At 69.7% G+C, this 26479-nt stretch carries 26 protein-coding genes and 1 pseudogene; 14 read left to right on the top strand and 13 right to left on the bottom strand.

Going from position 1 to position 26479, the window contains the following annotated elements:
* Both ACH54P_RS12055 and ACH54P_RS12050 read left to right on the top strand, forming a co-directional pair.
* On the top strand, positions 1-1053 hold the full coding sequence (locus ACH54P_RS12055; RefSeq protein WP_489912457.1) for a hypothetical protein: 1053 nt from the start codon (positions 1-3) through the stop codon (positions 1051-1053).
* A 243-nt stretch (positions 1054-1296) separates the two neighbouring features.
* Complete coding sequence (locus ACH54P_RS12050; protein WP_489912456.1) at positions 1297-1884, top strand: methyltransferase family protein; 588 nt, start codon at positions 1297-1299, stop codon at positions 1882-1884.
* Positions 1885-1894: 10 nt separating this feature from the next.
* Here ACH54P_RS12050 and ACH54P_RS12045 read toward each other — a convergent pair whose 3' ends face one another.
* Positions 1895-2725 carry a MerR family transcriptional regulator gene (locus ACH54P_RS12045; RefSeq protein WP_489912455.1) on the bottom strand — a complete coding sequence of 277 codons (831 nt, stop codon included), beginning with the start codon at positions 2723-2725 and terminating at the stop codon, positions 1895-1897.
* Between the two features lie 147 nt (positions 2726-2872).
* Positions 2873-3394, bottom strand: a complete 522-nt coding sequence (locus ACH54P_RS12040) for a TetR/AcrR family transcriptional regulator (RefSeq protein WP_489912454.1) — start codon at positions 3392-3394, stop codon at positions 2873-2875.
* A gap of 75 nt (positions 3395-3469) precedes the next feature.
* Here ACH54P_RS12040 and ACH54P_RS12035 point away from each other — a divergent pair, with 75 nt between their 5' ends.
* Positions 3470-3862 (top strand): nuclear transport factor 2 family protein, encoded by a 393-nt coding sequence (locus ACH54P_RS12035; RefSeq protein WP_489912453.1) that lies wholly within the window; start codon positions 3470-3472, stop codon positions 3860-3862.
* 29 nt (positions 3863-3891) lie between these two features.
* Here ACH54P_RS12035 and ACH54P_RS12030 read toward each other — a convergent pair.
* The 5 genes and pseudogenes from ACH54P_RS12030 to ACH54P_RS12010 all read right to left on the bottom strand — a co-directional run.
* Positions 3892-4005 (bottom strand): annotated as a pseudogene (locus ACH54P_RS12030) (TetR/AcrR family transcriptional regulator); the annotation flags it as partial.
* Positions 4006-4095: 90 nt separating this feature from the next.
* A complete protein-coding gene (locus tag ACH54P_RS12025; RefSeq protein ID WP_489912452.1) occupies positions 4096-5562 on the bottom strand; it encodes a glycoside hydrolase in 1467 nt (488 codons plus the stop codon).
* Between the two features lie 30 nt (positions 5563-5592).
* A complete protein-coding gene (locus tag ACH54P_RS12020) occupies positions 5593-7188 on the bottom strand; it encodes an SGNH/GDSL hydrolase family protein (protein ID WP_489912451.1) in 1596 nt (531 codons plus the stop codon).
* A gap of 167 nt (positions 7189-7355) precedes the next feature.
* A complete protein-coding gene (locus ACH54P_RS12015) occupies positions 7356-8240 on the bottom strand; it encodes an alpha/beta hydrolase family protein (RefSeq protein ID WP_489912450.1) in 885 nt (294 codons plus the stop codon).
* Positions 8241-8262: 22 nt separating this feature from the next.
* Positions 8263-10947, bottom strand: a complete 2685-nt coding sequence (locus tag ACH54P_RS12010) for a glycoside hydrolase family 30 protein (protein ID WP_489912449.1) — start codon at positions 10945-10947, stop codon at positions 8263-8265.
* A 681-nt stretch (positions 10948-11628) separates the two neighbouring features.
* Between ACH54P_RS12010 and ACH54P_RS12005 the strand changes: the two genes are divergently transcribed.
* The 8 genes from ACH54P_RS12005 (at position 11629) to ACH54P_RS11970 (ending at position 20766) form a co-directional block, all read left to right on the top strand.
* Positions 11629-12213, top strand: coding sequence for a glycoside hydrolase family protein (locus ACH54P_RS12005; protein ID WP_489912448.1), 585 nt, complete (start codon positions 11629-11631; stop codon positions 12211-12213).
* The gene (locus ACH54P_RS12000) at positions 12210-13253 is read left to right on the top strand and encodes a glycosyl hydrolase 53 family protein (RefSeq protein ID WP_489912447.1); all 1044 of its coding nucleotides are present in this window, start codon (positions 12210-12212) and stop codon (positions 13251-13253) included. Before ACH54P_RS12005 ends, ACH54P_RS12000 begins: the two co-directional genes overlap by 4 nt.
* A gap of 393 nt (positions 13254-13646) precedes the next feature.
* On the top strand, positions 13647-14945 hold the full coding sequence (locus ACH54P_RS11995; RefSeq protein ID WP_489912446.1) for an ABC transporter substrate-binding protein: 1299 nt from the start codon (positions 13647-13649) through the stop codon (positions 14943-14945).
* A gap of 27 nt (positions 14946-14972) precedes the next feature.
* Positions 14973-15881 carry a carbohydrate ABC transporter permease gene (locus tag ACH54P_RS11990; protein WP_489912445.1) on the top strand — a complete coding sequence of 303 codons (909 nt, stop codon included), beginning with the start codon at positions 14973-14975 and terminating at the stop codon, positions 15879-15881.
* Positions 15878-16738 (top strand): carbohydrate ABC transporter permease, encoded by an 861-nt coding sequence (locus tag ACH54P_RS11985; protein ID WP_489912444.1) that lies wholly within the window; start codon positions 15878-15880, stop codon positions 16736-16738. Before ACH54P_RS11990 ends, ACH54P_RS11985 begins: the two co-directional genes overlap by 4 nt.
* Positions 16739-16745: 7 nt before the next feature.
* On the top strand, positions 16746-17786 hold the full coding sequence (locus ACH54P_RS11980; RefSeq protein WP_489912443.1) for a LacI family DNA-binding transcriptional regulator: 1041 nt from the start codon (positions 16746-16748) through the stop codon (positions 17784-17786).
* Between the two features lie 360 nt (positions 17787-18146).
* On the top strand, positions 18147-18365 hold the full coding sequence (locus tag ACH54P_RS11975; RefSeq protein ID WP_489916398.1) for a hypothetical protein: 219 nt from the start codon (positions 18147-18149) through the stop codon (positions 18363-18365).
* 208 nt (positions 18366-18573) lie between these two features.
* A complete protein-coding gene (locus ACH54P_RS11970; protein WP_489912442.1) occupies positions 18574-20766 on the top strand; it encodes a glycoside hydrolase family 2 TIM barrel-domain containing protein in 2193 nt (730 codons plus the stop codon).
* Here ACH54P_RS11970 and ACH54P_RS11965 read toward each other — a convergent pair.
* Positions 20669-21145 carry a methylated-DNA--[protein]-cysteine S-methyltransferase gene (locus ACH54P_RS11965; protein ID WP_489912441.1) on the bottom strand — a complete coding sequence of 159 codons (477 nt, stop codon included), beginning with the start codon at positions 21143-21145 and terminating at the stop codon, positions 20669-20671. The genes ACH54P_RS11970 and ACH54P_RS11965 overlap by 98 nt on opposite strands.
* 228 nt (positions 21146-21373) lie before the next feature.
* Here ACH54P_RS11965 and ACH54P_RS11960 point away from each other — a divergent pair, with 228 nt between their 5' ends.
* Positions 21374-22546: a glycoside hydrolase family 64 protein gene (locus ACH54P_RS11960; protein WP_489912440.1), complete on the top strand. Its 1173-nt coding sequence runs from the start codon at positions 21374-21376 to the stop codon at positions 22544-22546.
* A 42-nt stretch (positions 22547-22588) separates the two neighbouring features.
* Positions 22589-22801, top strand: coding sequence for a hypothetical protein (locus ACH54P_RS11955; protein ID WP_489912439.1), 213 nt, complete (start codon positions 22589-22591; stop codon positions 22799-22801).
* Positions 22802-23169: 368 nt separating this feature from the next.
* Here ACH54P_RS11955 and ACH54P_RS11950 read toward each other — a convergent pair whose 3' ends face one another.
* Complete coding sequence (locus tag ACH54P_RS11950; protein WP_489912438.1) at positions 23170-23691, bottom strand: ATP-binding protein; 522 nt, start codon at positions 23689-23691, stop codon at positions 23170-23172.
* 246 nt (positions 23692-23937) lie between these two features.
* Here ACH54P_RS11950 and rho point away from each other — a divergent pair, with 246 nt between their 5' ends.
* Positions 23938-24999 carry a transcription termination factor Rho gene (rho, locus tag ACH54P_RS11945; RefSeq protein WP_489912437.1) on the top strand — a complete coding sequence of 354 codons (1062 nt, stop codon included), beginning with the start codon at positions 23938-23940 and terminating at the stop codon, positions 24997-24999.
* 4 nt (positions 25000-25003) lie between these two features.
* Here the strand turns inward: rho and ACH54P_RS11940 are convergent, their stop codons facing one another.
* From ACH54P_RS11940 to ACH54P_RS11925, 4 genes are all read right to left on the bottom strand, one after another.
* Positions 25004-25180 carry a hypothetical protein gene (locus ACH54P_RS11940; protein ID WP_489912436.1) on the bottom strand — a complete coding sequence of 59 codons (177 nt, stop codon included), beginning with the start codon at positions 25178-25180 and terminating at the stop codon, positions 25004-25006.
* Positions 25181-25222: 42 nt separating this feature from the next.
* Positions 25223-25501, bottom strand: coding sequence for a hypothetical protein (locus ACH54P_RS11935; RefSeq protein WP_489912435.1), 279 nt, complete (start codon positions 25499-25501; stop codon positions 25223-25225).
* 248 nt (positions 25502-25749) lie between these two features.
* Positions 25750-25950 (bottom strand): DUF3072 domain-containing protein, encoded by a 201-nt coding sequence (locus ACH54P_RS11930; protein ID WP_489912434.1) that lies wholly within the window; start codon positions 25948-25950, stop codon positions 25750-25752.
* 76 nt (positions 25951-26026) lie between these two features.
* A complete protein-coding gene (locus tag ACH54P_RS11925; protein WP_489912433.1) occupies positions 26027-26443 on the bottom strand; it encodes a hypothetical protein in 417 nt (138 codons plus the stop codon).
* Positions 26444-26479: the final 36 nt, after the last annotated feature.

Here is a 26479-nt window from a genome sequence, read left to right as displayed (position 1 = left end):
GTGGTCAACACCGACCCGGAGTTCTTCGCCGGGCTCGCCGGGGAATTCTTCGACGGTGACGGGATCCACCTGCTGACCGATGTCGCCAACTGGGCCGATCTGTGCACGGCACCGCGTGGAACGCCGGTGCAGCACCCCGACTCGGGGATCGACAACGCCGTGGACGAGGAGAAGACCGTGATGGGCCCGTCGCCGTGGGACAACCGCCCGAGCACCCTGCCGATGGCGAACCTGGCCATCGAAGACTTCTTCACCGCGGCGAGGCTGCTGTCCGGCCCGGTCATCGCCGACTTCGGCGCCGAGGGTGCCCCGCACCGCCTCCTGCAGGGCGCGTTCGTCAACCTGGGCACCAACCTGATGAACACACCGGGCGGGGAAACCGATCCGGACGGCGGCATGATGGGCCTGCACGACGCCCTCGAGCGGCTGTTCGACCATTGGCGCGGCGACGCGGCGGAGGCCTGCAAGGACTACGCCGGAGCGATCTACACCTTCATGGCCCACGAACTGGAGGTGATCGCCGCGCTCGTCGACGCGATAACGGCGTATTCCTCGATCGTCCTGGCCGGGCGGAAGCGGCTGATCGGGTTGATGCGGGCGTTCGTCACCGCCATGCGAGCCAAAGAGGCCGAAGACGTCGCGAACTCGCAGCAGTTCCCGTGGGGGCTGGTGTTCGCGGCGGGGGCGATGCTCGTGACGATGGGGTTCGGGCTGGCCGCGGTCGCCACCGCCGCGGTCGCGGAAGGAACCGGAATCGCCGTGACCGCGGGCCTGAACGAGGTACTCCCGCCGTTGGCGTCGATGGCCGCCACCACGGCCGACAAACTGCTGGACGGCGGCGACAAGACCATCCCGGCCACCGACTACGCCACCGCCGCTCAGGCGTACCTCGACGCGACGAAACAGGTCCTCGACGACACCCGCGCGGCGGTCGAACCACTGACGAAGCAGATCACCGCCGCCCTCGAGCAGTTCATGGACCCACCCGCGCCACCACTCACGAAGGTGAAGTTCGAAGCCGACAACCACGCGCTCGAACCCGCGACCACCTGATCACATCCCGTCCGGGCAGAACCGGACCAGACTGTAAGGGAACCATGAAGCGTGCGTTCCACGCACTTCTCGCTCTGACCTACCACGCCGACTTGTTCGGCCCAGGATTCAGTTACCACCTCGAAGACGAGTACGTCACCGGGATGCGCCGGTACATCGGCTCCACGGTGTCGGCGGTGCGGGGTTTCCGCACCGCCGGCACCCTCGATGGCGGTGTGTGCTTGGCCGGTCGACAATGGTGGTGTGTTCGCGCCTTTCGGAGAGCTGCCGGACGTGGCCCGGGTCGTCGTGGTCGTCGGGGTCGGCGCCTTCGCGGTGGGCGAGCTCGTCCCAGCGTTCCGCAGGCGTCGCGGCGCGGAGCTCGTCAATGTGCGCGCAGAGGTCGTCTTCCGGGCGGTGTTCCTCGGGGCGGTTCTGCTGTGGCCGATCGGCTGGGCGGTCGTTCCGGCCGCCCGCATCGGCGGCGGCGCGTGGCTGTTCACGCTCGGGACCGTGATCGGGTGGCTCGGCCTGCTCCTGCGCTGGTGGTCCTTTGCCAGCCTGGGAAAGTACTTCACCGTGACGGTGCAGACCGCCGAAGACCAGCTCGTCGTGGCACACGGTCCCTACCGGGTCCTGCGACATCCGAGCTACACCGGCCTGCTGCTCACCTTCGCCGGCGGCGGCCTGGTCGTGGACAACTGGGTCAGCGCGGTGGGCGCGGTCGCTGCGTTGCTCGTCGCCCTGATCCACCGCCTCCGCATCGAGGAGCACGCCCTCCGCGAAGCGCTGGGCGACCGTTACGGGCAGTTTGCAGCGTCCCGCGCCCGGCTCATCCCGTACGTGTGGTGACCGGGAAGGCTCAGCTCAGCGATAGCGCGAATTCGGCGTAAGGCCCGGTCCCCCGGGTGCCGGCGGCCGGGACCAGCACGCCGCGCACGCCGCCGGACGGAGGGCGCTTCTGCTCGGCGGCCCAGGCGAAGAGCGCGCCTACCGCGACCTCGACCTGGGACCCGGCGGCCCATCGGCCGGGCGTCTCCTGGCGGACGAACGCTTCCTGGTGCGCGGGCTCCGTGCGCAGGGTCAGATCGGGGAACCGGCCCGCGATTTCGGCGGCCCGGTCCTCGGGCACGGGCCAGCACCATTCCACCGGGCCGTCGCTGTCGCCGCTGACCTCCCCGTGGTAGATCGTGAACGGCGCGCCGGCGATCCCCTCGATGCGCGGCACACCGCCGCGGCGCAACCGGTGGATGAACAGCTCCCGCGTCCGGGGTTCCAGCTCGTCCTGGTGCACCCTGCCGACCAGGCTGAGCAGGCAGCGCTCCGGGATGTCGCGGACAGTGACCTCACACATGGCGGACTTCTTCCCTTGAAGGCGATCAACGAGGCGGCCCACCAGAACGCGCCGGGCGGCGTGCTCGGCTTCGGCGTCGGCCCAGTGCGCCCGGATCTCCTCGGCGGCCGATGCCGGATCCAGGGCCAGGATGTCCCTGATCCGGGCAAGCGGGACGTCGGCGCGGCGCAGCGAGGCCACCAGGCGCGCGCGGTCCAGCTGCGTGCCCGCGTACCAGCGGTATCCGGTCTCCGCGTCGACGTGGTCCGGCACCAGGAGCCCGAGTTCGTCGTACCGCCGCAGTGCCTTGGCCGACAGCCGTGACAGCCGCGAGAACTCGCCGATGCTGACCAAGTTCATGGAGGACTCCTCGTTCCGGGCGGGTGCCCGGTCACGACCACTCTGCGGCTTCCCCGAAGGTGAAGGTCAACCCTCGAACCGAGTCGTCCGGACTTGTTCGGGGATTCCGACCACACCAGCCAGTGCTCGCCGCCCGGCTTGCCGTGATCACGCCGGGCGTAGTCCCGCGTAGACGATCCCGAGCGTGCGGCGCCGGAGGTCCGCGTCCCAGCCCGCGCGCAACGCGCCTTGGCTCGTCGCGGTGAGCAGCGCGAGCACCTCGTCCGCCTGGACCTGCGGCCTCACCGCGCCTGTCTTCTTCGCCGCGCCCACGAGTTCCGCGACCGCCTCCCGGAATTGCCGCACGGAATCCGCGACGTCGACGGCGAGCCCGGCGTCCGCGAGCAGTTCGACGACGGTCTTCTTCGACGCCGCTTCCGCGACGAAGTAGTCGAAGAACCCGAAGAGGTCCGCTTCGGCGGTCGCCCGCGCCGCCAGCCGTGCCATCAGGTTCTTCATGATGGCCTGCAGCAGATCCCTCTTCGTCGGGAAATGCCGGAACACCGTGCCGATCGCCACTCCGGCGAGCTGCGCGACGTCCTCGGTGGACGCTGACGCGCCCTGTTCGGCGAACACCGTCTCCGCGGCCTCGAGGATGCGCTCCCGGTTGCGTTGTGCGTCTGCCCGCATCGCCCGCCCTCCGTTGACAACATGAGTCATAACTCAGGATAATGTGAGTCCGAACTCATCCTAGTGAGGTGGACGATGACTGGCCCTTTGGCGCTCTACGAAAAGATGAAGCAGAGCTGGCTCGACGGCGTGACCGAGCTCGACGAGGACCTGTGGGCCGACGACGTCGTCGTCGAAACGCCCTTCTCCCGCCGCCGGATCGAAGGCAAGGCCAGGTGGCTGGCGCACGCCCGGGAGGGGCGCGCCGCGATGCCGCCGGTGCGCTTCGACGAGGTCCGCGAGATCGCGGTGCACGAAACGAAAGATCCCGAGGTGATCGTGGTCGAGTACGAACTGACCGGCACGGCGCTGGCCACCGGCAAGCGGGGTACCGGCCGGTTCGTCGGGGTGCTGCGCGTACGCGACGGCCGGATCGCGCACTGGCGCGAGTACCAGGACGTGGTCGTGATGGCCGAGACACTCGGCTGAGCGGGGAGGTAGACCACAGAGACCGGTTCGATCCGCATGATGTACCGCGCCACCGTGAGACCGAGGATCTGGACGTTGACCATGGCGGCCCGCAGGGCGGCGTCCGGCGTGGCGAGCAGCGTCGCCTGGCACCCTTTCTTCATCGATCGGTGGAGTTTTGCCCGAACCCGCCGTAGCGTGTTCTTCATTTGGCCCACGACGGCACCAGACCTCAGGGCGGTTTCGTCACCGCGTCAGGCGGAGACTCCGTCGAGCTGGAACGTCTGCACCTGGCCCGCCGCGAAGGGGGCCCGCAGCGTCTTGCCGTCGAGGCGGACGTCGGTGCGCTGGACGTACCGGTCGCTGCCGCTGCTCGTCGAGGTGGACCAGCGGGTGATCAGGCCGGTGGGCAGGGTGGTGAAGCGGGACAGGTCGAAGGTGATCGTCTGGGCCGACGTGGCGGTGTTGACCGCGACGAGGACCAGCCGGCGGGCCACGGGGTCGTGGGCGACCGCCGCGTTCCCGGTCGACGTGCCGAGGATCTGCATGCCCGGCCGGATGTGGCGGGTGAACTGGGCCAGCACGTACAGCTTGTTCTGCACGGCGCCGGCCTGCAGGGTGCTCGGGTCGTAACTGATCAGCGCCCACGTCGGCGTCGGGTCCATCACCTGCCAGTAGCACCAGGCCGTGGGGTGCAGCCAGCGCAGGTCCAGGCAGAGGTTGCTCGCCATCGAGAGCCCGGTGGTCTCCCGGTCCCCGTACTCCGAGGTCCACAGGACCTTTCCCGCCGCCCGGGCGTCGGCGTAGAGCAGGTCGCGACGGCCGCCGGAGCCCTGGTAGCCGTGGACGTTGATCCGGTCCACGAGGGACTTCGTGGTGGCGTCGAAGGAGTTCCACGTGCTGTGGGCCAGGTCGTAGCCGGTCTCGTCCGAGGCGGCGACCCGCATCCCGGACAGGCCACGGCGGTCCAGTTCCTCCCGCAGGTACCGCAGGATGGTCCGCTGGGAGGCCGCACCGACGTGGCAGCCCTCCTGCTTCCCGGTCGCCGACCAGTACGCCGAGGAGGGTTCGTTGAAGGGCTCGACCGTGCGGAACGTGACGCCGAACCGGTCACGGAACTGGCGGGCGACCTCGGCCAGGTGGACGCCGTGGTCGCGGTAGTGCTGGGACTTCAGGTTGTCGTCGGCCGCGTTGGCCGCGCCGGAGGGGTTGTGGTTGGCACACATCCACCACACCGGCGAGTTGGCGAACAGCTCGGTGGTGGCGCCCCGCGCGACCGCCTTGACCACCGCCGCCCGCTGCTTGGCGTCCGCGGTCCACTTCCACGCCGACGAGGCCGGATCGCTGCTGCGCCAGTCCTGCCAGTAGGCCTCGATCTGCTTGAAGCGGGGGATGTTCCGCGAGGCGGCCATGGACTGGCCCTCGACGGAGTTCCAGCTGGACGCGCCGAGGTTGTAGCGGGCGATGGTCAACCCGAGGCCGGGAAGCGCCTTCCCGTTGTAGGTCACGGTCTTGGTGGTGAACCACAGGTCGGCGAAGTCGTCGCGATCGCCGAACACGTTGGCCCACCAGGCGAGCGAAGTGCCCCAGCCCTCCCACGTCCCGTAGCCGGTGCGGGGGTCGACGGTGATGGTCTGGTCCGCGTGCGCGACGCCCGCGCCCACTGCCGCCGCCGCGACCGCGGCGGCGGTTCCGGACAGCATCGTCCTGCGTGTGATCATGGGCTTCTCCTGCTGTGATCGGCCGGCACTTCAGTAGCGCAGGGCGGCCAGGTTGACGGCGTCCGCCATGGCCTGGTAGCCGCGGTCACCCGGGTGCAGGTGGTCGCCGCTGTCGTAGGCGGGGAGGATGCGGGTGGTCTCGCCGGGGTCCCGGATCGCCGCGTCGAAGTCCACCACGCCGTCGAAGGCGCCACTGGTCCTGATCCACTTGTTGACGGCTTGGCGGATGCTTTCGCGTCCCGTGGTGTAGCCGCTGAAGTGTCCGAACGGCGTGAGGGTGCCGCCGTAGACGGCTGCTCCCGCGTTGTGGGCCTTGGTGATCAACGTCTGGTAGGCGTCGGTCAGCTGCTTGGCCGTCAGGGAGCTGTTGGTGGTGATGTCGTTGATTCCTTCGAGGAGGATGACGTCCTTGACGTCCGGCTGGTCGAGCGCGTCGTGCGCGAAGCGGTCGAGTGCCCTTTCGCCGTAGGTGTTTCCCGCGTCGGTGAGCACCCGGTTGCCGCCGATTCCGGCGTTGACGACGCCGAGCCGGGGGCCGCCGGACACGGCGGCGAGGCGGCGGGCCAGGTAGTCCGGATAGCGCCGGTTGGTCCCCTTCGACGACTTCGCTCCATCGGTGATGGAGTCGCCGAAGGCCACCAGCGTGCCCGTTGCGGTCGTGCTGGTCACCTCGAGGCCGGACAGGAAGTGCCAGGAGCTCTTCGTCGAGGGATACCGGCCGGTACCGTCGTCCGCCGCGTGGTCTCCGGTGGTCGAGACGTAGGTCGTGTCGGCCGAACTGGGGTGCCAGGTCGACGCGCCGGTCGTTCCCGGGACGTACACGCTCACCAGCAGGTTCTGCTGGGTGGCAACGGTCATGGACACGGGGTCGCTGACCTGTTCGCGGCCGGGTGGGATGGTCGCCGTGGCCGAGCCGGCGAGGGTCACCCGGTGGTGCGTGCCGGCCGTCGCGGTGCCTCCGGTGGACTGCGCCGCGAGATCGACGTGACCGATCGTGAGTGCGGTGGTGCCGTGCAGGTTCGACAGACGCAGTCGTGGCGCCGTCCCCCCGGCCGACACGTGCACCACTTGCCGGACGGTCTGGTTGGTGAATCCGGGGCCTCCCGCGTTGACTCCGGGGCCCCAGCTGCCCACCGTGGTCGCGGCCGCCGGCGCCGCGGCCGCGGTGGCGGCCGTGCTCGCCGTGACGAGAGCCGCCGAGGTGGCCACGGCCAGCAAACGAAGCGTGCGGTGACGGCTCCCGCCGGTCGTGGGGCCGTGTTCGTGCAGGGTGGTCACGAGCGCTCCCTTTCGTCTGCGAAGGAACTCGAAGGGCGAGGACGGGCTCAGCCCCAGCGATGAACAGGTACCAGCGCTCTTCGGTGTTCGACTTTCGGTGTTCGACTTGAAGACCAGCGCCGGGCTCGTGGAGTACAGCTTCGACGCCCAGAACACGACGTACCGGCCGAGTCCCTCGTCGTAGTACGCCTCGGGTGCCCACGTGTTGCCCGTCCGCTGGACCTGGTCCCAGTTGCCGTTGCCGTACATCCGCAGGTCGGTGGCGATCTGGTGGAACTTGCCGCCCTGGGGCGACCGGATGACGAACGGGTCGCGCACGCCGCGGGTGCCCACGGTCGAGCTCAGCACCGGCTTCCCGCCGTTGAGCTGCCGCCACCGCGTCGGGTCGTTGCCCTGGCTGATCCGAAGTGGACCTGCTCACTGGTGGCGGAGTTCTCGCCGGTGAAGGAGGTGAACAGATAGCCGGCGTACTTCGGGGCCGATGCCGCGTCAGCGGGTGGCCCACCACCGGCGGGTCAGCCCAGTTGGGCTTCCCACCTGGTCTTGGTGCCGGACGCGTCGGCCGCGAGGCGGTCTCGTGCGGCGGTGTCGCCGTACATGGTCCAGCGGGCCCAGTCGACGACGGTCTTGGGGAAGCGCTGGTCGCTCCAGAAGCTGGTGTGGCTGCCGCCGACGAAGGTGAGGAACGCCTTGGGCCACTTGATCTCGTTGTAGGCCTGGCGGGCCGAGGAGTAGGCGCAGGTGGTGTCCTTGTCGCCGTGGACGAAGAGGACCTTGGCGGTGACCGAGGCGGCGGGGTTTCCCATGTCCACACAGGACTGCGGGTTGGCGGAGACGATCCGGCTGTCGGGCCAGGAGGTCAGCAGGCCGTGGGTGACCATGCCGCCGAGGGAGTGGCCGGAGACGCCGACGCCGATCCCGGTGTCGAGGTGCCCGGCCAGCGGTCCGCTGGTGTTGAGGGCGAGGGTGTCGGTCAGGATCTGGGAGACGTCCTTGGCGGTGTTGCCGTTGTTGACGTCGCCGAAGCTGTGGTTGAAGTGCGGGGCGGGAACGACGAAGCCCGCCGCGGCCAGGGCCCGGATGATGAACAGGGAGTTCTGCGGGCTGCTGCCGAAGCCGTGGGTGAAGTTGTAGACGGGGAAGACACCATTGGCGGCCGGGGCGTTCGTCACCGGGTTGCCGCCGGCGGTGCCGGTGGCGGGGTAGTAGACGTAGGTGGTGCACGGGCGGCTGCCGCGTTTCCAGTCGTACCGGCGCACGCCGACCGCGAACGGTGTGGCCGGCGCCGTGCCCAGCGGCCCGAGGGCGGCCAGGGCCGGCCCTGCGCCGAGCAGGGCCAGGCCCGCGCCCGCCGCGCCGACCGCGGTCATGCTGAGGAATTTCCGTCGTTGCATGGTCATGATGACTCCTGGGGTGTGATGGCTAGCCGGCGACGGCGACCGCGTCGACGACCAGGATTCCGTTGCGTACCTTGAGTTGAACGGTGTGCCTGCCATACGTGAGCCCGCGAAGGCTGAAGGTCTGGGAGAACTCGGCCGATGCGGCCGTGCGGGCCGCGCTGTCGGCGATGCGTCCGTCGACGGTGGTCTCGAGCACGGCCGAGCCGTCGTCGGGGCCGGTGATGTCGAGTCCGGTTCCCGTGAAGGTGTAGCTCAGCGTCGAGCCGGATCCCTGGCTGGTGGACAGCGTCCGCTGGTAGTTGTACATGCTCTTGCCGCTTTCGTGAGCCCACTGTCCGCCGTAGACGAGCTTCGTGGCGGGCCGGGCGCTCAGGTCGTTCATCTCCAGGTTGTCGAGCAGTTCGGTGTAGTACGGCGTAAAGCCGTCGAGGGTGCGGACCCGGAGGTTGTCGAACCTGGTGTGGTAGTAGCCGCTGCCGATCTCGACGCGGCCGGAGAGCCGGGGAACCGGGTCGGTGTACCTGGCGAGCGTGACGCCGTCCAAGGAGGCGGTCACCTCACTGCCGGCGGCTTTGAGGGCGAGCTCGTGCCAGGCGTTGTAGGCGGTGTCGAAGCCGGGAATCTTGACGCCGTCGGAGCCGCTCACCACGTTGCCGCCGGCTGCCACCTTGTTGTCGACGATCAGCTGCCAGCCGCCGTCGAACGTGAACTTCAGCTTGTAGGGCGCGCCGACGTCGCCGTGCTGCTGCCGGACCCCGAGGACCGCGTAGTTGGCGCCGTTCTGGAGACTGTCGTTTTCGAACGAGACGTCGATGGCGGCCTCGTAGTTCAGCCACCGGCTGTCACCGATCCGGGTGACCGGATCGCCGCCGCTCCAAGCGTCGCCGAGCCCGTTGACCGACTTGTCGAGCTGCTGGCGGAGGACGGCGTTGCTCGACCCGGCCGGCCGATAGGCTTCGAAGGCACCGTTGCGATCGCTGGTGTAGAGCGGTATTGCGCTCCGGGATTCGCCGCGGGCGGCGACGAAGTCCTCGCTTCCCACGATCGTGCCGCCGGTCCCGAGCACCGGAGTTCGCTTGCCGGTGTAGTCGAAGCCGTCCGCGTACAAGGTGTCGTCCTCGGGGTGGTGACCCGAACCGGAAGCGTCGGTGTCCAGCACGGTTCGCGCGCCTTCCACCGGCAGCGGTGCCCGGTACGCCGGGTTCGTGTGCCGGGCCAACGTCGTCACGGTGACCACCGAGTAGGGCTTGACCCGGACGGTGTACCCGCCGTCGGAGCCGGCGGTGACGTGGCCGAGGTACTTCAGGTAGCGGGCGTTGAAGGCCTGACCAGGATCGGCGGCCCGCGTCTCCCACGTTTCCAGGGCCGGCGTCCCGGTGCGGGCCAGGTTGACGGTGCTGATGCGGTAGGTCTGCGGGTACTCGCTGTCGTTCATGAAGACCGTCGAGAAGTTCCGCTTGTCCGGAGCGGCCAGGGTCAGGTAGCTGGGGGTGCCGTTGCGCCCGTTGACGGGGTTCGTGCCCGCCGCTCCGGTGTGGCTCGCCTGGGGGACCGCTCGCCAGACTCCGGCGGTGTTGCCGGGGTTCTCCCAGCCGGTCTTCGCGAACCAGCTGAAGTGCCGCAGGATGTCGATGCCCACGTCGTAGTGAAGCCAGCCCGACCACGGGTCACGCGCGCTGACGAGTTCCTTGAAGCCGTACTGCCCGCCTTCGTAGAAGGAACCGACGGCCGGCTGGTAGACGAAATTCGTCCGGTTGGAGGCGGTGAACCCCTTGATGATGGTGTTCCCCATTTCCAGCGCACTGTTCTTCCCGCCGATGCCGGTGCCCGCGACGGTCGGGTCCTTCGTGTTGTTGTGGGGCCGGAAGGCCGAGTTGCCGAAGGTGGCCTGCGCCTCGCTGTTCCAGACCTCCTTGTCGAACACCTGCGCCAGCCGCTTGAAGTTTCCCGCGCTGTCGTCGTCCGGGTTGTAGTGGTATCCGGCCACCGCGACGGCGTCGCGCAGCGCGGCGTCGTCCACCATCGCCCCGCCGAAGCTGCCCAGCCCGGCCTCGTCCGAGATCACCACCTGGATGCGGTTGTACAGAGCTCGTTCGGCGGCGTCGGCGAAGCCGGCCGCGTCCGTCCTGACCAGACCGGTGTACCGCTCGCTCCAGGCCAGGTCGGGTGAGCGTTCGTTGAGCCCCGGGTCGACGTAGTCGACCATGAATCCGTAGGTGCGGTACGCCTCGAGGATCGTTTTCTTGTACCAGGTGTAGACCTTGTCGTTGTCGGTCACCCACGCGGGTGCGTTCCAGCGCAGCAGGCTCACCTTGAGGGCGGGGTTCACCTTCTTCGCGTCGGCCGCCAGCTGGAACCCCTGATCCCGCTTGACGTTCGGCTTCTCGTCTTCCGTCCGCATGGTGGCCGGATCGGGCCCGGTGGAGTTGTTCCGGTCGTTGCCCATCTCGATCTTCACGTTCGTCAGTACCGGACTCGGTCCGCCGAACAGGATCCGGAGGAGCTCCGCGTACCTGCCCGGGTGCTGGGCCTTGTAGTCCATCAGCAGCTCGCTCGTGCTGTTCGCGCTGAGCATGCCGAACCCCTTGAAGGTGAGCCCGTTGACGTTCCCGGCCTTGATGTCGTTCCCGTCGAGCACGATCCCGGTGCCCGGCTCGGCCGCGCTCACCGGCGTGTTGGTCAACGACCCGGCGAGGACGGCCGCCACGAAGAGCGCCGGTGCGCATCGCATGGCGCGGGGGAGGCGGACGCGAGCCGGGGAACTCGGGTGGTTCCGCGGTCCGGCGGGGGCGAAGCGGGTTGGCGGTGCACAGTCACGTCTCCGATCGGTGTGGGCGGCGGTGCCCGGCCGGTCACCACGATCCGGTGGCGCACCGCTGGCCGGCGAGGTGGTCGAACGGGTGGCTCCGGCCGTGCGGCTCCCCGTCACGCGGGAGTGCCGGACAGGCGGGGCCGGGCGCCGGAAACGGTGGCCGGGTGGGCGTGGCCGCGCTTCTAGGAAAGCGCTTTCAATCGCTGAGCACAAGAGGTTCGGTCCCGGACGTTCCGATTCGACGAGGCCATGGTCGAACGTTCGACGAACCGGCTCGGTGCGGGCGGTGCTTCTCCTGCCGGCCGCTGGTTCGAAAAATTCGATCTCCGGTCGTCGTTTGCCTGGGAGCGTTCCCAGTCTTGACGTGGGCCGGCGATCTGCGGTATCACTGGTCTTCCGCCACTGTGAACGTTCACAGTGAAAACTTGTCTCCCTGTTCGCCTGGCTGCCTGCGGGTGGAACGCTGGCTGCGCAGCTCTCCGCCCGACCGTCGCGCAGTGGGGCGGAGGTCTGCGTACCAGCCCCTGCCTGAGGAGAGTCGTCAAGGAGTACTCATGATGCTCGTCCACCGGCGCAGTGCGGGCCGGCGAGTCCTGTTGCTCGTCGTCGCTCTGCCGGTGGATCGCGGCAGGCCGGGACCACGCGGACACCGCGCCCGGCCCTTCGTTCACCAACCCGGTCGTGCCCGCGCCGGTGCAGTACAACGGCCGGTACCACGACGTGGCCACCACGTGGACGTCCGACATCCTGGTGCGCCGGTCGTCCACGATCGCCGGGCTGCGCAGCGCGCCGGAGCGCCGGGCTTTCCGTGCCTCGCAGAACGACGGCTGCTGCCAGATGTGGGCACCGCGCCTGGAGCAGATCAACAACCGTTGGTACATCTGCTGCCTCGCGCCGATGAGCGGCCCGACTTCGGTCTCGGCCTACGGCACCCGCGTCTCGGCCCCGACGCCGGCGTGGGAGCGGAAGGGGCAGCCGGTCGACGAGGGGTCGTTCGCCCTCCAGCACAACGGGCGCACGTTCCTCACCTATCCGGCCGGCTACGGCGGCACGCCGGACTACAAGCTGGGGATGCTGGAGTACCGCGGCGGCGATCCGCTGTCGGCGTCGTCCTGGTCGAAGTTCGCCAACCCGATCCTCCCCGGAAGGAAGTCACCATGAACGACAAGGCAACTCCGCTTGCCGGCAGCTCACGGCGAAGCGTGCTGCTCGGGGCCGCCGTCGGTGCGGGCGCGCTCGCGTTGGGCGCGGGAGCGCCGGCGCGGGCAGCGGAGGCCGCGACGTTCGTCAAGGGTGCGGACATCAGCTGGATGCCGCAGATGGAGGCGAACGGCTACTACTGGAACACCAAGTCCGGGCAACGGCAAGACCTGTTCACCATTCTCAAGGGCTACGGCATCACCGCGATCAGCCTGCGGACCTGGGTCGACCCGTCCGGCAGCCCGGCGAACGGGCACTGCGGCATCGAGGAGACCGCGAAGATGGCCGCGCGCTGCCGGGACGCGGGCCTCCAGGTCCTGCTCGGCTTCCACTTCGGCGACACGTGGAACTCCGTCGGCGTGCAGAACCCGCCCGCAGCGTGGAAGAACATGAACTACAGCCAGATGCGTGACGCGCTGCGCAAGTACGTCGACCGCTCGTTGAACATCATGAAGTCCGCCGGCGTCACCCCGGGCTGGGTGAAGATCGGCAACGAGCAGAACAGCGGCATCTGCAGGCCGGTGGGCAGCGTCGGCAACCCGGCCCAGATGACCGGGCTGCTGGGTGCCGCGTACGACGTGTCCAAGCAGATCTTCCCGGCCACCCCGGTGATGGTGCACCTGGCCCAGCCGCAGAAGCTCGACAGCATCCGGAAGTTCCTGGACGCCTACAAGAACAACGGGGGCAAGTGGGACGTCACCGGGTTGTCCTCGTACGCGCAGGGCGGCAACATCCCGGGCGTGCTGGGCAACATGAAGACCATCCAGTCCACCTGGGGCAAACCGGTCATGCAGGTCGAGTACGGCGGACCGCGGGACAAGGCCACCCAGGTGCGCGATGGGCTGCGGCAGTTCATCACCGGCCAGAAGGCCTTCGGCGGGCTCGGCACGTTCTTCTGGGAGCCCGAGGGTTACTCGCCGTTCACCGGCTACGGCAGCACCGCGTGGGACCCGGGCACGCGCAGGCCGACCGCCGCCATGGACGGTTTCCTCAACGTGTGACGTCCTCGAACCAGGGGATTCGGTGCTTGTCAACCTCGACGACCCGATCAGCCGAATACCCGAGTAAGCGCTTTCCTGGCGGAGGAAAGCATCGACACATTCGAAGCACGCGTCGCTTTCGGTGCCGCCATTGCCGGTTGACGCCGGGTGCCGGCGCGCTTAACGTGCTTGAATCGATTCAAAGACGAATTCCGGCGCACCCGGTGGCGATGAGACCTCCACGACGTCCGGTGCCCGGCCGGCCGGCGGGCCACCGCGCCTCGGTTGAGGCCCGGATCCCGTTGCCGTGCAACAGATCAAGCAGGCCGTCGAGCCGGCCGAAGTATTGACCTGGCCGCCGAACTGTGCCCGTGCGCAGTCGATGGTTCCGTCCACTCGACTCTGGAGGATCGGATGCAGCGCCGCGCCGCCCTCGCCCTCATCGCCCTGATCGGTTCCCTCACCCTCTCCGCTTGCAGCGGCGGCTGCCGGCCCCCCGAGCCGAGCGGGCCGGCCCGGCTGACCATGTGGTCGTGGGCCCCCAACCTCGACAAGGTCGTCGCCCTGTGGAACTCCGGGCACCCGGAGGCCACGGTCACCGTGCAGAAGCAGGCCGGCGGCGACGAGCTGATCCCGAAGATCCTCACCGCGGAGAAGGCGGGCACCGGACCGGACCTGGTGCAGGCGGAGTACCAGATGATCCCGACGCTGGTCACCAACGACGCGCTGGCCGACGTCGGCAAGTTCGCGGCCGGGGCCGAGGAGAAGTTCGCGGCAAACGTCTGGAAGCAGGTCACCCTCGGCTCGGACGCGGTCTACGGGGTCCCGCAGGACATCGCGCCGCTCGCGCTGTTCTACCGCGACGACCTCTTCGAACAGTTCGGCCTGAAGGTCCCGGCGACGTGGCCGGAGTTCGCCGACGCCGCCCGCGAGCTCAAGCGGAAGGATCCGTCCCGTGCGCTGACGACGTTCTCGAGCAACGACCCCGGCCTGTTCGCGGGGCTGGCCCAGCAGGCCGGGGCGGCCTGGTGGACGACGTCGGGCGACACCTGGAAGGTGGCCATCGACGACGAGGCGTCCCGCAAGGTCGCGGGGTTCTGGGGCGGCCTGGTCGCCGAGGGCGCGCTCGACAACCAGCCGATGTACACCCCGGCGTGGAACAAAGCGCTCGACGACGGCAAACAGCTCGCCTGGGTGAGCGCGGTGTGGGCGCCCGGCACGCTGACCACGGCCTCTCCGTCGACCAAGGGCAAGTGGAAGCTGGCCCCGCTGCCGCAGTGGACCGCCGGCGCGTCGGCGACCGGCAGCTGGGGCGGCTCCGCCACGAGCGTCACCCACGGCGCCGAGAAGCGGGGTCAGGCCGAGGCCGCCGCGAAGTTCGCCACCTGGCTCAACACCGACCCCGCCGCCGTGGCCGCGTTGGTGAAGGAGTCGGCGGTCTACCCGGCCTGCACCGCCGCGCAGACCGGCGGCGCGCTGAGCACCCCGGAGTTCTTCCCCAACCAGCCGGAGTTCTACACCGTGGCAGCGGACGTGGCGAAGGGCACCGCGACGGCGTCGTGGGGGCCGGACGCGATCGTGGCGTACTCGGCGTTCAGGGACGCCTTCGGCAAGGCGGCGCAGGACAAGTCGGACTTCGCGGCCGCGCTGGGCACCGTGCAGCAGGCGACGGTCGCGGGCATGAAGAAGAACGGGTTCAAGGTCGAAGGCTGACCGGCTCACCGACCGAAGGGATCCATGGTGTCCGCCCGTGTCCGCCGCCGGCTCGCGCCGTACGGCTTCCTGCTTCCGGCGATCGTCCTGTTCGTGCTCTTCTTCGCCCTGCCGATCGGCTACGCGATCCACCTGAGCCTGCACACCGTCCACATGAAGGGGCTCGGCCTCGGCGGGCAGGCCCGCGAAGAAGTGTGGGCGGGGCTCGGCAACTACCGCGCCGCGCTGAGCGATCCCGAGCTGCTGGCGGGCGCGAGCCGGGTGCTGCGGTACGGCGCAATGGTCGTGCCGTCGATGCTCGGCCTGGCGTTGCTGTTCGCCCTGCTGCTGGACAGCGCGCGGACGAGGTTCCGGGCGTTCTCGCGGTTGGCGATCTTCCTGCCGTACGCGGTGCCGGGCATCATCGCCTCGCTGTTGTGGGGATTCCTGTACGTGCCGAGCGTCAGTCCCGGCTACTTCCTGCTCCGGGCGGCCGGGCTCGACGGCCCGGAACTGCTGCAGGGCGGTGGCCTGTACCTCGCGTTGGCCAACATCGCGGTGTGGGGCGGCACGGGCTTCAACATGGTCGTCATCTACACGTCCCTCCGCGCGGTGCCGCCCGAGCTGTACGAGGCCGCCCGGCTGGACGGCTGTTCGGAACGGCGGATCGCGGTGCGGATCAAGATCCCGCTGGTGCTTCCCTCGCTGGTGCTGACGTTCTTCTTCTCGGCCATCGCGACGCTCCAGGTCTTCGCCGAGCCGATGACGCTGCGGCCGCTGGCGAACACGCTGAGCACCACGTGGAGCCCGTACATGAAGGTCTACCGGGACGCCTTCGTCCAAGGGGGACTGTATTCGGCCGCGGCGACCGCCGTGGTGATCGCGGCGGTGACGCTGCTGCTGTCCCTGGTCTTCCTGAAGCTGGTCGACCGGCGCGCCACGGAGGCGGGCCAGTGACCGCTCCGGGCCGCCGCACGGCGTGGGCCCCGACGATCGTGCTGCTGCTCGGCGCGGGCTACTGCCTGGTTCCCGTGCTGTGGGTGGTGATGGCCGCGACGAAGAGCCGTGACGAGCTGTTCAGCACGTTCACCCTGCTGCCCGGTACCGGGTTCTGGGACAACCTGGCCGGGCTGACGGCCTACCGAGACGGTGTGTACTGGAGGTGGATGGCCAACTCCGCGCTGTACGCGGGCGTGGGCGCTCTTCTGTCCGCGGCGGTATCGGCCGCCGCCGGGTACGCGCTGGCCAAGTACCGGTTCCGAGGCCGCGGGCTGATCTTCACCGTCATCCTGACCGGCGTCCTCATGCCGCCGATCACGCTGGCCGTGCCGCAGTACCTGCTGCTGGCCAAGGCGGGCCTCGCGGGCACCTCCTGGTCGGTGCTGCTGCCCAGCGTCCTCAGTCCCTACGGCATCTACCTGGCCCGGGTCTACGCCGCCGCGGCGGTTCCCGACGACGTGCTGGAAGCGGCGCGGATGGACGGCGCCCGCGAGGTCCGGCTCTTCACCTCGGTCGTGCTGCCGATGATGCGGCCGGGACTGGTGACGATCTTCGTGTTCCAGTTCGTCGCCATCTGGAACAACTTCCTGCTGCCCTACATCATGCTCGGCGACGACCGGCTGTTCCCGGTCACCGTCGGCCTGTACAGCCTGCTGCAGCAGGGTGCCGGGATCCCCGCCGTGTACACGCTCGTGATCACCGGGGCGCTGCTGTCGGTCGTTCCCCTGATCGCGCTCTTCCTCGGTCTCCAGCGCTACTGGCGGGTCGATCTGCTGACCGGAGCCGTAAAGTCGGGAGCACCAGCCGGCAGATGAGGGGCCCATGACGGACACAACGCCGCAGCGGCGTCCACGGCACAAACGCTCGCCGACCATCCACGACGTGGCCGCCCACGCCGGCGTTTCCCGCGGCACGGTTTCGCGGGTCCTGCAGGGCGGGCACAACGTCAGCCCGGCCTCGCAGGAGGCGGTCAACGCCGCCATCCGCAAGCTGGGGTACGTGGTGAACCGGGCGGCGCGCAGCCTGGTCACCCAGCGCGCGGGCACGGTCGCGTTCCTGCTGTCGGAAACGCAGGACCGGTTCTTCGAGGACCCCAACTTCACCACCCTGCTGCGCGGCTGCACCCAGGCGCTCGCCGAGCACGACGTCCCGCTGGTCGTGATCACGGCGGGCACCGAGGCCGAACGGCGTCGCATCACGCCCTTCCTCTCGGGTCACCACGTCGACGGCGTGCTGCTGATCTCCTCGCACCGCGGCGGCCCGATGGTCGAGCACCTGCGGCGGGCCGAGCTGCCGTTCGTCTGCTGCGGCAAGCCACCGAACCGGCGCGGCAAGGTCTCCTACGTGGCGGCTGACGACCGCGAAGGCGCCAAGGACATGGTGCGCCACCTGATCGAGTCCGGCCGCGAGCGGATCGCGACGATCACGGGCCCGCCGGACTCGCCCGGCGGGCTCGAGCGGCTGGCCGGCTACCGCGAAGTGCTGACCGAGCACGGCATCGCCCTCGACGAGCGGCTGGTCGCGGTCGGCGACTACAGCTGGGCCAGCGGGGAGGCGGCCATGCAGCAGCTGCTCACCCGGGCCCCGGACCTGGACGCGGTGTTCGTCGCCTCCGACCTGATGGCCGACGGCGCGCTGACGGCGATCGGGCGGACGGGCCGCCGCGTGCCCGCCGACATCGCCGTCGGCGGGTTCGACGACTCCCCGGTGGCGGCCGCCGCCCGGCCGCCGCTGACCACCATGCGGCAGCCCTGGGACCGCATCAGCGAGACGATGGTGCGCCAGCTGCTCGCCCAGATCGACGGGGAAGGCCCGGCCAAGGTGATCCTGCCGACCGAGCTGGTCGTGCGCGAGTCGACCTGAGGCCGGCGCGCCCGGGATCGCCGCGGGCTGTGCACGTTCACAGAAATTGTCGAACGGGCTTGAAAATTTCCCACCGGTGCGGTTGCATCCTTAGCAGAACCGTCCGAGGCCTATTGTGCGCGTTCACAATGGGTGCCCGTCCTGGATTTGCCACGTCGTCGATCAAAGGAGATCGAATGATCGTGTCCCGCACCGGTCGCGCCGCGAAGGCGGCGCTGTCCGCCGCCGTCTTCGACCGAAACGGCCCGCTCAACGCGAACGCCCGCTGGGCCCCTGAACCGGAAACGGGTTCAGCGAAAAGCCGAATTCCCGGGACAGAGCCCGGTGCGCGGCCGCGTCGACGCCGGACGCCTGGCGGTGATGGGCCACTCGACGGGCGGGGGAGGAGCCATGTCCGCGGCCGCGTGCCGGCCGTCGTCGCGGCCGGCGGTCGGCCGGCGTCGTCCGGCCCGTCGCAGAACCCGGCCAACGACGAGGTGGCGACCTTCCTTCGGCTGCTCGGTGAGGGCGGCACCCCCCCCGGGCACCGATGGGAATGCGCTTTCTAGATTCGGCCCGTTCTGCTTGACGGTTCAGTGATCCGGTCGGTTTCGTCCCGGCGACCGGTGTCCGTCAGGTGTCTTCCGTGTTACCGTGGGAGCGCTCCCAGATCGAACCGCCCTGTCGGGTGTTCTCCAGGGATGCCGCGTCGCATGGCAGAACACCGCGTACCACCAGCCGCCCACCCGAGTTTCGCGATGGCGAGGTGAATGCTTTGTCCCCCACCCGAGGAAGGCTCCGGAAAGCCGTGGCCGGCGCACTGGCACTGGTGATCGCCCCGGTGTCCGTGGTGTCCGGTCCCACCGCTACCGCTACCGCTATCGCGGGTACCGGCGCGGCCGCGGCGGCCAACCGGTACCGGACGGTCACCGACTTCGATCCCGGCTGGCTGTTCAACTACGGCGACGCCAGTGGCGCCGGCGGTGCCTCCTACAACGACGGCGGCTGGCGCAAGCTCAGCGTGCCGCACGACTGGAGCATCGAGGGCAAGAGCCCGCCGGCCAATCCGTTTTCGCAGTCGGCGCCGAGCACCGGCCGCGGCGGGTACCTGCCCTCGGGCATCGGCTGGTACCGCAAGCACTTCTCGCTGGCCGCGGTGCCGGCCGGGCACGAGGTGTTCCTCGAGTTCGACGGCGTGATGGCCAACGCGAGCGTGTACGTCAACGGCACGCTCATCGGCACCCACCCCTACGGGTACACCAGCTTCCGCTACGACATCACGGCGGCGGCGAAGTTCGGCGGCGCCGACAACGTGGTCGCCGTCAAGACCGACACGACGTCGCAACCGGCGTCGCGTTACTACACCGGGGCCGGGATCTACCGCGACGTGCGGCTGATCGCGACCGACCCCGTGCACGTCGGCCAGTGGGCGACCCGGGTCACCACGCCCGACGCCAACACCGTGCACGCGGAGACCACGGTGGTCAACAACGGAAGCGCCGCGGCGAGCGTCAGCGTCCAGGGCGTGCTCAGCGACCCGGGCGGGGCCGCGCTGCCCGCGGTGACGACGGCGGCCAGGACCGTCGCCGCCGGCGCCTCGGCGACGTTCGGCTATGACGTGGCGGTGAGCAATCCGAAGCTGTGGGACCTGGCGAACCCGAACCTGTACTCGCTGGCCACCAACGTCCTCGTGGGCGGCACCGCCGTGGACGACGACATCACGCCGGTGGGCATCCGCACGCTGACGTTCAACGCCGCGACCGGGATGAGCCTCAACGGCAAGAACGTGAAGTTCCAGGGGGTCGCGGTGCACCAGGACCTCCACGGGCTGGGCGTGGCGGCTCCGCAGCGGGCCGTGCAGCGGCGGCTCGCGCAGCTGAAGGCACTCGGCGTGAACGCCATCCGCACGGCGCACGACCCGCCGAGCCCGGCCTTCCTCGAGCTCACCGACCGGATGGGGTTCCTGGTCCTCGACGAGTTCTTCGACGTCTGGACCCAGCACAAGTACTCCGACGTCGGCGACTACGCGACGTACTTCACCAAGACGGCGTCCTCGCCGACCGGCGCGCCGGCCGTGCCGGGCGCGAGCGGCCCGGTGCCGTGGTACCAGGTCGACGCCACCAGCGTGGTCATGCGGGACCGCAACCACCCCAGCGTGGCGATGTGGAGCACCGGCAACGAGATCCGCGACTCGATCTCGACCCGTACCCCGCTGCTGACCAGGATGGTTTCGATCGCGCACGCCCTGGACGGCCGCCCGGTCACCCAGGCGCTGTTCCGGCCGAGTGACAGCGGCGACGTCACCGGCGCCACCCGGACCATCGTCGACGTCTTCGGCGGCAACTACCGGCCGGACGAGGTCATCAAGGCCGCCAAGACGTCCCCCGCGCGCCCCGGGCTGTTCACCGAGATGGGCACCGACACCTCCGCCTGGACGACGGTGCGGAACAACCCCGTGGTCACCGGCCTGTTCCTCTGGACCGGCGCGGCGTACCTGGGGGAGGCCGACGGGCTGTGGCCCCGGGTCGAGAGCGACTTCGGCCTGATGGACGGGGTGGGCACGGTCCGTCCGATCGGGTACTCGTGGCAGCGCGCCTGGGGTGCGCCGACCACGTCGCCGCCGGCCACCGGCACCACGGCGAACAAGGTGGTCCTCAACCCCGACCACAGCAGTGTGTCGACGGACATCGACGACGTCTCGTATGTGAAGGCGACCGTGGCGGACTCGTCCGGGCGGGTGGTGACCGGCTCCTCCGCCGCGGTCACGTTCAGCGTCAGCGGGCCGGGCGTGCTGGTGGCGGTCGACAGCGGCAGTCCGGTGCAGGAGAGCTTCCGGGGCAACGTCCGGAAGGCGTACCAGGGGGTCGCCTACGCCCTCGTGCGGGCGACGGGCCCGGGCACCATCACGGTGACCGCGAGCTCCGGCGGCCTGACGACGGGCACGACCACGCTGACCGGCACCACGGCGCCGTTCGTCCCCTGCTCGGGCGGCTGCAACTGATCCAGCCGGCGTGGTGCGCGCCGCGGTGCGCACCACGCCTCCCCCTTTGGAGTGTGCGCATGAAACCCGTTCGTGCCCTGGCGTTCTCGGTGGCTACCGTTTCGCCGTACGGGATCTTCGTCAGCAGCGCCCAAACCTGCTTCTCGAAGGCCGAGCCGCGCGGCGCGAGGTCGAGGTCGAATTCGCGCCGCGCACCCGCGAAGTACTCGCCCAGCTGTTTTCGCGCGGCCTCGAAGCCGTCGTCCTCGCGGCGGCCGCGGTCGGTGAGGCGGGGGGTGCGCAGGTGGCCGTCGAAGTAGAGGCTGATCAGCGCGGCGCCGTCGCCGACCAGGGTCAGCGGCCCGACGGGGGAGTCGATGACGGTGTGCCGGACGCTCATGGCGTCAGCCTAGCGCCGGCTGCCCCCTTGTACCCGGCGCCCTGGTACGCGCGGGCAGACCCGGGCGAGTCCGGTTTGGAATTTCCTCATCCGGGGCACCGCGCGGGCGACTGGGATGGTGGTCTGGACCTCCTTGGGACGGGTTGTCAGGGCGGGAAGCGCGGCCTAGTTTGTTCGTGGCCACAACAAATAGCGTCCACTGTGGACTTCCTCAACGTGGAGGACGACATGATTTCCCGTCGCTCGTTCCTCGGGCTCTCGGCGGCCACGCTCGCCACGGCGACCGTGCTGCCCCTGGCGCGCCCGGCCGCGGCCGCGACGCCCGCGACGTTCGGCCTGAAGCTGGTGAACAAGTCCGGCTCGGGCACCGTGTACGCCTACGTCACCGGCACGACGCCGGACGGGCGCCTCGTACTGCTGCGCGCCGACGGCACGCCGTACTACCCGGACTCGCCGTCGGCGCCGACCACGCCGCTGCCGGTCGACTGCGCGATCCCGATCGGGACGTCGGCGCAGGTGTCCGTGCCGAAGATGGGCGGTGCGCGCGTGTACGTCGTCACCGACGCGAAGCTGGACTTCTTCCTCGACCCGGGACCGCACCTGGTGCACCCGAGCTTCCTCGACGCGGCCGACCCGAACTTCGGCAAGAACTGGTCGTTCAGCGAGTTCACGTTCAACGACACGCAGCTGTTCGCCAACATCAGCTACGTGGACTTCGTGGGCATCCCGATGGGGCTCTCGCTGACGACCTCGGGGTCCGGCACCAAGACCGTCGCCGGCCTGCCTTCGGGCTCACTCGACGCGATCTGCACCGCTCTCACGGCGTTGGGCGGCAGCTGGGGCGAGCTGGTGCAGACCGGTCCGGGCGGCACCCTGCGGGCGCTGTCACCGCACCACCGCGCCGACCGGTTCGCGGGCTACCTCGACGGCTACATCGACCAGGTGTGGCAGAAGTACGCGGGCACGGACCTGGTTGTCGACTCCCAGAACCCGGGCCTGGGCACGTTCACCGGCCGGGTCGGCGGCGGACAGCTGACGTTCGGGGCCGAGACGTTCGCGAAGCCGGTGACGGCGGACGTGTGGAGCTGCGACAGCGGGCCGTTCGCCATCGCCGAGGGGGCTAGCGAAGCCCGCAAGAGCATCATCCCGCGCCTGGCGGCGGCGCTGAACCGGACGACGTTGCTGGCCAACCCGAACCAGCCGGCGGCCGAAGACCCGGCGACGTTCTACCAGGGCGACGCGACCAACCACTACGCCCGCATCGTCCACTCGAAACTGCCGGACAACCGGGGCTACGCGTTCCCGTACGACGACGTCAGCCCGGGCCCCGACTTCAGCGGCGCGGTGTTCGCGGGCGATCCGGAAGTGCTCACCGTCACCATCGGCGCCACGCACGGCTGAGGCAGTGCGAAAACTGTCGGTGGTGGCGGCTAGCCTCAACGCATGAACACGGACGACGCGACGGTCCCGGCGGACCAGCTGACCAAGGGCCAGTGGTTCTGGCACGAACCGGCGCCGGGCCTGCCCGCGTGGCAACTGCAGGTGAACTCGGCGGAGCTGCTGGAGGACTCCGTCGAGATCTTCACCACGGACGAGGAGCGCGAGCTGGTGTCCTACCCGCGCAACCGCCTGGTTCGGTTGGCCAGCGCGGCCTGAGGGGTGGGTTTGGTGCGGCAGCAGGGGTGAGGCCGGACCGCAGGGGGAATCTGCGGAGCACGCAACCCTCGAACAACGAGGGGTGCCGGGCCACCAGGGGGAATTGGGCGGGGGCCTGTGGGCCGCCGGGGCAGGGTGGCCCGTAGGTGAAGCCCTTCAAGGCTTCCCCTGCGTTTCATGTGCGGTCCCTGTGCGAGGCCGTTCTCGGCACTCGCGCGGGCGCGCACTCAGCCGGGCGGGCTGCTCTCAGCCACGCGCGGCTACGAACCGTAATCCCCCTGTGGCACTGCGCCACGACTCAGGCCGGGCGTGCCTCGTGAGCGCCGCCGGGCGCCAGGTCGTCCGGGCCGTTGGCACCTTGCCACAGCTCACGCCGGGCGTGCCTCGCGTAGTGCTGCCGGGCGCCAGGTCATGCGGACCGTTGTTCCGTGGCCGCCCGTGTCGATGTCGGACTGGTCGGTCACCTTGTCGATCAGCACCAAGCCGCGGCCGCCGGAAGTGCGCAGGCCGGCCACCCGGGGCCGGGTCGCCGGGATGCCGCAGCCGGTGTCCGTGACCGTCACCGTGACCGCGTCGCCCGCTCGGCTCGCCTGGAGGCGGGCCCAGCCGTGGCCGTCCGGGTAGGCGTGCGCCGCCACGTTCGCCAGTGCTTCGTACGTGGCCAGCGTGATGTCGTGCGTGCTGCCCGCGTCGAGCGGGAGCTCGCCCAGCCAGCGGGTCAGCTTGCGGCGCAGGTCGGCCATCTCGTTGGGCAGGGCCGGCGCCAGCTCTTCGAACGTCGAGACGACCACGGCCCCGGCGGTGCTGCGTTCCGGTGACGTGGTCCCGGCTTGGTCGGCGTCGGTGCTTTCGCCCGTATCGACGCCGGGTTCCGAGGTGTGTCGATACACGATCCGCTCCCATCGGTCAGCCGCGGTCCCCCGTTGCGGCGGGCTTCTCAAGTGGGCTACCCACCGCGACGGAGTCCTACCCGTTGTGCTTTGCTTAATGTCTCGCTACAGTGAAGACGCTCCTCGCGGATGTCGGCCCTTCGGCCGCCCGGAGGTAGCTCCCCGGATCCAGGCCACTCGGCCTCTTTCCTCATTGCACGGCCACGCTGTCGTACGCGGGCCATCCCACCTCATCTGGAGACACCCATGTCTTTTCACGGAATCCTTGACCTGTCAGGAAAAACCCCGTTCGTCCGGACCGGCTACCGGCCGGCGCCCGACGACATCGCCCTGCCGCTTCCCGTCGTCCGCAAGCACAAGCTGCGGGCCGGCGACGAAATCACCGGCACCACCGAGACGATCGCCAGCGTCAACGGCGCCGATCCGGCGGAGCCGCGCCCGTTCTTCGACAACCTCGTCCCGGTGCACCCCGACCAGCGGCTGCTGCTCGAAACCACGCCGACGCGGCTGCTGCCGCGCGTCATCGACCTCGTCACCCCGCTCGGCCGGGGACAGCGCGCACTGGTCGTCTCGCCGCCGAAAGCCGGGAAAACCACGGTGCTCAGCGAAATCGGCCACGGCATCGCGGCCAACCACCCGGACTGCCGGCTGCTGGTCCTCCTCGCCGACGAGCGGCCGGAGGAGGTCACCGAGCTGCGCCGGACCGTCCGAGGCGAGGTGATCGCGTCCACTTTCGACCGGCCGCCCGCCGAACACGTCGCGGTGGCGGAACTCACCGTCGAGCGCGCGAAACGCCTGGTGGAGCGCGGTGAAGACGTCGTGCTGCTGCTCGACTCGCTCACCCGGCTCGGCCGCGCGTACAACCTTTCGGCCCGCCCGTCCGGGCGCACACTGTCCGGCGGCGTCGACGCGGCCGCGTTGCAGCCGATGAAGCGGATCCTCGGCGCCGCCCGCAACCTCGAAGGCGGCGGATCGCTCACGATCGTCGCGACCGCGCTGGTGGAAACCGGTTCGCTGGCCGACACGGTGTTCTTCGAGGAGCTGAAGAGCACCGGAAACGCCGAACTCAAGCTCGACCGCAGGATGGCCGAGCGCCGGGTGTTCCCGGCGGTCGACCTGGCCGCGTCCGGCACCCGGCGCGAAGAACTCCTGGTCACCCCGGGCGAACTCGCGGCGATGCGCGAAGTCCGGCGTGCCCTGCAGGGTCCGCACGCGGTCGAGCAACTGATCGACCGGCTCCGCAAGACCGGCTCCAACGCGGAGTTCCTCTTCCGCGTGACGGGTTCGGCGCTGCCCGCAGTGGCCTGACGGCTCACTTCCCGCGGCGCTCCCGCAGTTCGCCGATCACCTTTCCCCCGACGCTGTAGGCCTCTTCGGCGCTGTCCGGTGGTTTGCCTTCACCGGTTTCGTAGAGGTTGTCGTCCGCCCGGCCGGGATCCGGGGTGGCCGGGCGCGCGATCTCGGGTTGCTGTTCGTTCGGCTGGGACATTTCCCGGTGGTACCCGTCGAACGGCACCGCCAACCGCCCCGATCACCGAGGCGGCTGGTAGGGAGTGGCGTGCGGGTAGGACGGGCGCTCGGGCCCGCGGTTCAGGGTGGCCACGAGCAACCCGAACCCGACAACGGTGACGACGAGCGCCCCAGCACCGGGCGCAAGACCCCACCAGACGGTCCCGGCGGCGGCCACCAGCCAAGCCAAGACGAGAGTCCGCTTCGCGGTGACCGGATAGGGCTTCGGCAGCTCCCGGACGGCACTCGCGCCGAGCACGAGCAGCCCGGCCAGGATCACGAGCAGCACGATCAGATACACGGGATGTCCTCCTTCGGGGAGTAGGGCATCAGGTGTCCGATTACCCGCACCGGGGAGCGGCATGCCGTGGCGTCGAGCACACGCGCGCCGGCTGCACCGCGTCGCGGCTCACCCAGCGGGGACTCGCAGCCGCGACCGGCCTGCCGATCGCGGCGCGTGCACACCATCGCGCCTCACCGAGGTCGCTCAGCGCCGCCGATCGGCTACCCCTGGCCCAGCTTGAGGTCCCGCAGAACCCGCACCAACCCTCAGGTGCCCCGCCCGGTGGTCCGCTGCAGTTCGTCGATCCGCTCTGAAGCCTCCGCCTTCGTGAGGTTGTCCGGCACCTCCACCCCGGCCTCCTGGGCCAGGGTCTGCAGGTACGACTTCTGCGGCCCGGTCATCGGCTCGTCGCCGGTGGTCCAGTCGCTCGGGTCCTTCTCGGGGTTCGGTTCGACCTGGTCCGTCATGACTTCTCCCATCGCCGTCGATCGAACGTCTGTTCGTTCGGATCCGACTGTATCCCAGGGGTACGACAATCGCCGGTCACGCGGGCGGGGTGCTCGGCGAGCCCGCCTCGTGGCCCGGCCGGCCCGGCGTCCGGCGGTCCGCCTTCATCTGCTGTTCGTGCAGGTGGCGGCGCCCGTCGGTGAGCGACGTCAGCAGGTCGCGCTCGAGGTCGCGGCAGGCCTTGTAGTAACCGTCGTCGTACTCCTCGACAACCTGGAAAGTCCACCGATCGGGTAGCACGTTGAGCCCGATGAGCTCTTCGGAGATGCGCCGCGCCCAATCCGTGTGACCGGCTTTTTCGAGCTGCTCCACGGCTTCGCCGAGCGCCAGGTCCGCGCTCCCGGTCAGCTGGTGGAACGAATACAGGTGCCCGCGGGCGCGCTCGATCGTCTCGAGCGCTTCGGTGACCTTGCCGACGGCTTTGACGGTGGCGGCGTCAGGTTTCTCGACCATGACGGGAAAGTGCCCCGTTCCGGGATTTCTACACTT

Source organism: Amycolatopsis sp. N2S4-7 (genome assembly GCF_058119595.1).
Note: the sequence above shows the minus strand (reverse complement) of the source record. Positions and strands in the feature narration are given on the sequence as shown.

Bases quoted from the DNA above. Each gene is read 5' to 3' on its own strand.
- ACH54P_RS11995 (WP_489912446.1), top strand. From the start codon at position 13,647: ATGCAGCGCCGCGCCGCCCTCGCCCTCATCGCCCTGATCGGTTCCCTC.
- ACH54P_RS12015 (WP_489912450.1), bottom strand. From the start codon at position 8,240: ATGACCATGCAACGACGGAAATTCCTCAGCATGACCGCGGTCGGCGCG.
- ACH54P_RS11925 (WP_489912433.1), bottom strand. From the start codon at position 26,443: ATGGTCGAGAAACCTGACGCCGCCACCGTCAAAGCCGTCGGCAAGGTC.
- ACH54P_RS12045 (WP_489912455.1), bottom strand. From the start codon at position 2,725: ATGAACTTGGTCAGCATCGGCGAGTTCTCGCGGCTGTCACGGCTGTCG.
- ACH54P_RS11930 (WP_489912434.1), bottom strand. From the start codon at position 25,950: ATGACGGACCAGGTCGAACCGAACCCCGAGAAGGACCCGAGCGACTGG.
- ACH54P_RS11980 (WP_489912443.1), top strand. From the start codon at position 16,746: ATGACGGACACAACGCCGCAGCGGCGTCCACGGCACAAACGCTCGCCG.
- ACH54P_RS11975 (WP_489916398.1), top strand. From the start codon at position 18,147: ATGGGCCACTCGACGGGCGGGGGAGGAGCCATGTCCGCGGCCGCGTGC.
- rho (WP_489912437.1), top strand. From the start codon at position 23,938: ATGTCTTTTCACGGAATCCTTGACCTGTCAGGAAAAACCCCGTTCGTC.
- ACH54P_RS11940 (WP_489912436.1), bottom strand. From the start codon at position 25,180: ATGTCCCAGCCGAACGAACAGCAACCCGAGATCGCGCGCCCGGCCACC.
- ACH54P_RS12035 (WP_489912453.1), top strand. From the start codon at position 3,470: ATGACTGGCCCTTTGGCGCTCTACGAAAAGATGAAGCAGAGCTGGCTC.
- ACH54P_RS11965 (WP_489912441.1), bottom strand. From the start codon at position 21,145: ATGAGCGTCCGGCACACCGTCATCGACTCCCCCGTCGGGCCGCTGACC.
- ACH54P_RS12000 (WP_489912447.1), top strand. From the start codon at position 12,210: ATGAACGACAAGGCAACTCCGCTTGCCGGCAGCTCACGGCGAAGCGTG.
- ACH54P_RS11955 (WP_489912439.1), top strand. From the start codon at position 22,589: ATGAACACGGACGACGCGACGGTCCCGGCGGACCAGCTGACCAAGGGC.
- ACH54P_RS11960 (WP_489912440.1), top strand. From the start codon at position 21,374: ATGATTTCCCGTCGCTCGTTCCTCGGGCTCTCGGCGGCCACGCTCGCC.
- ACH54P_RS12025 (WP_489912452.1), bottom strand. From the start codon at position 5,562: ATGATCACACGCAGGACGATGCTGTCCGGAACCGCCGCCGCGGTCGCG.
- ACH54P_RS12040 (WP_489912454.1), bottom strand. From the start codon at position 3,394: ATGCGGGCAGACGCACAACGCAACCGGGAGCGCATCCTCGAGGCCGCG.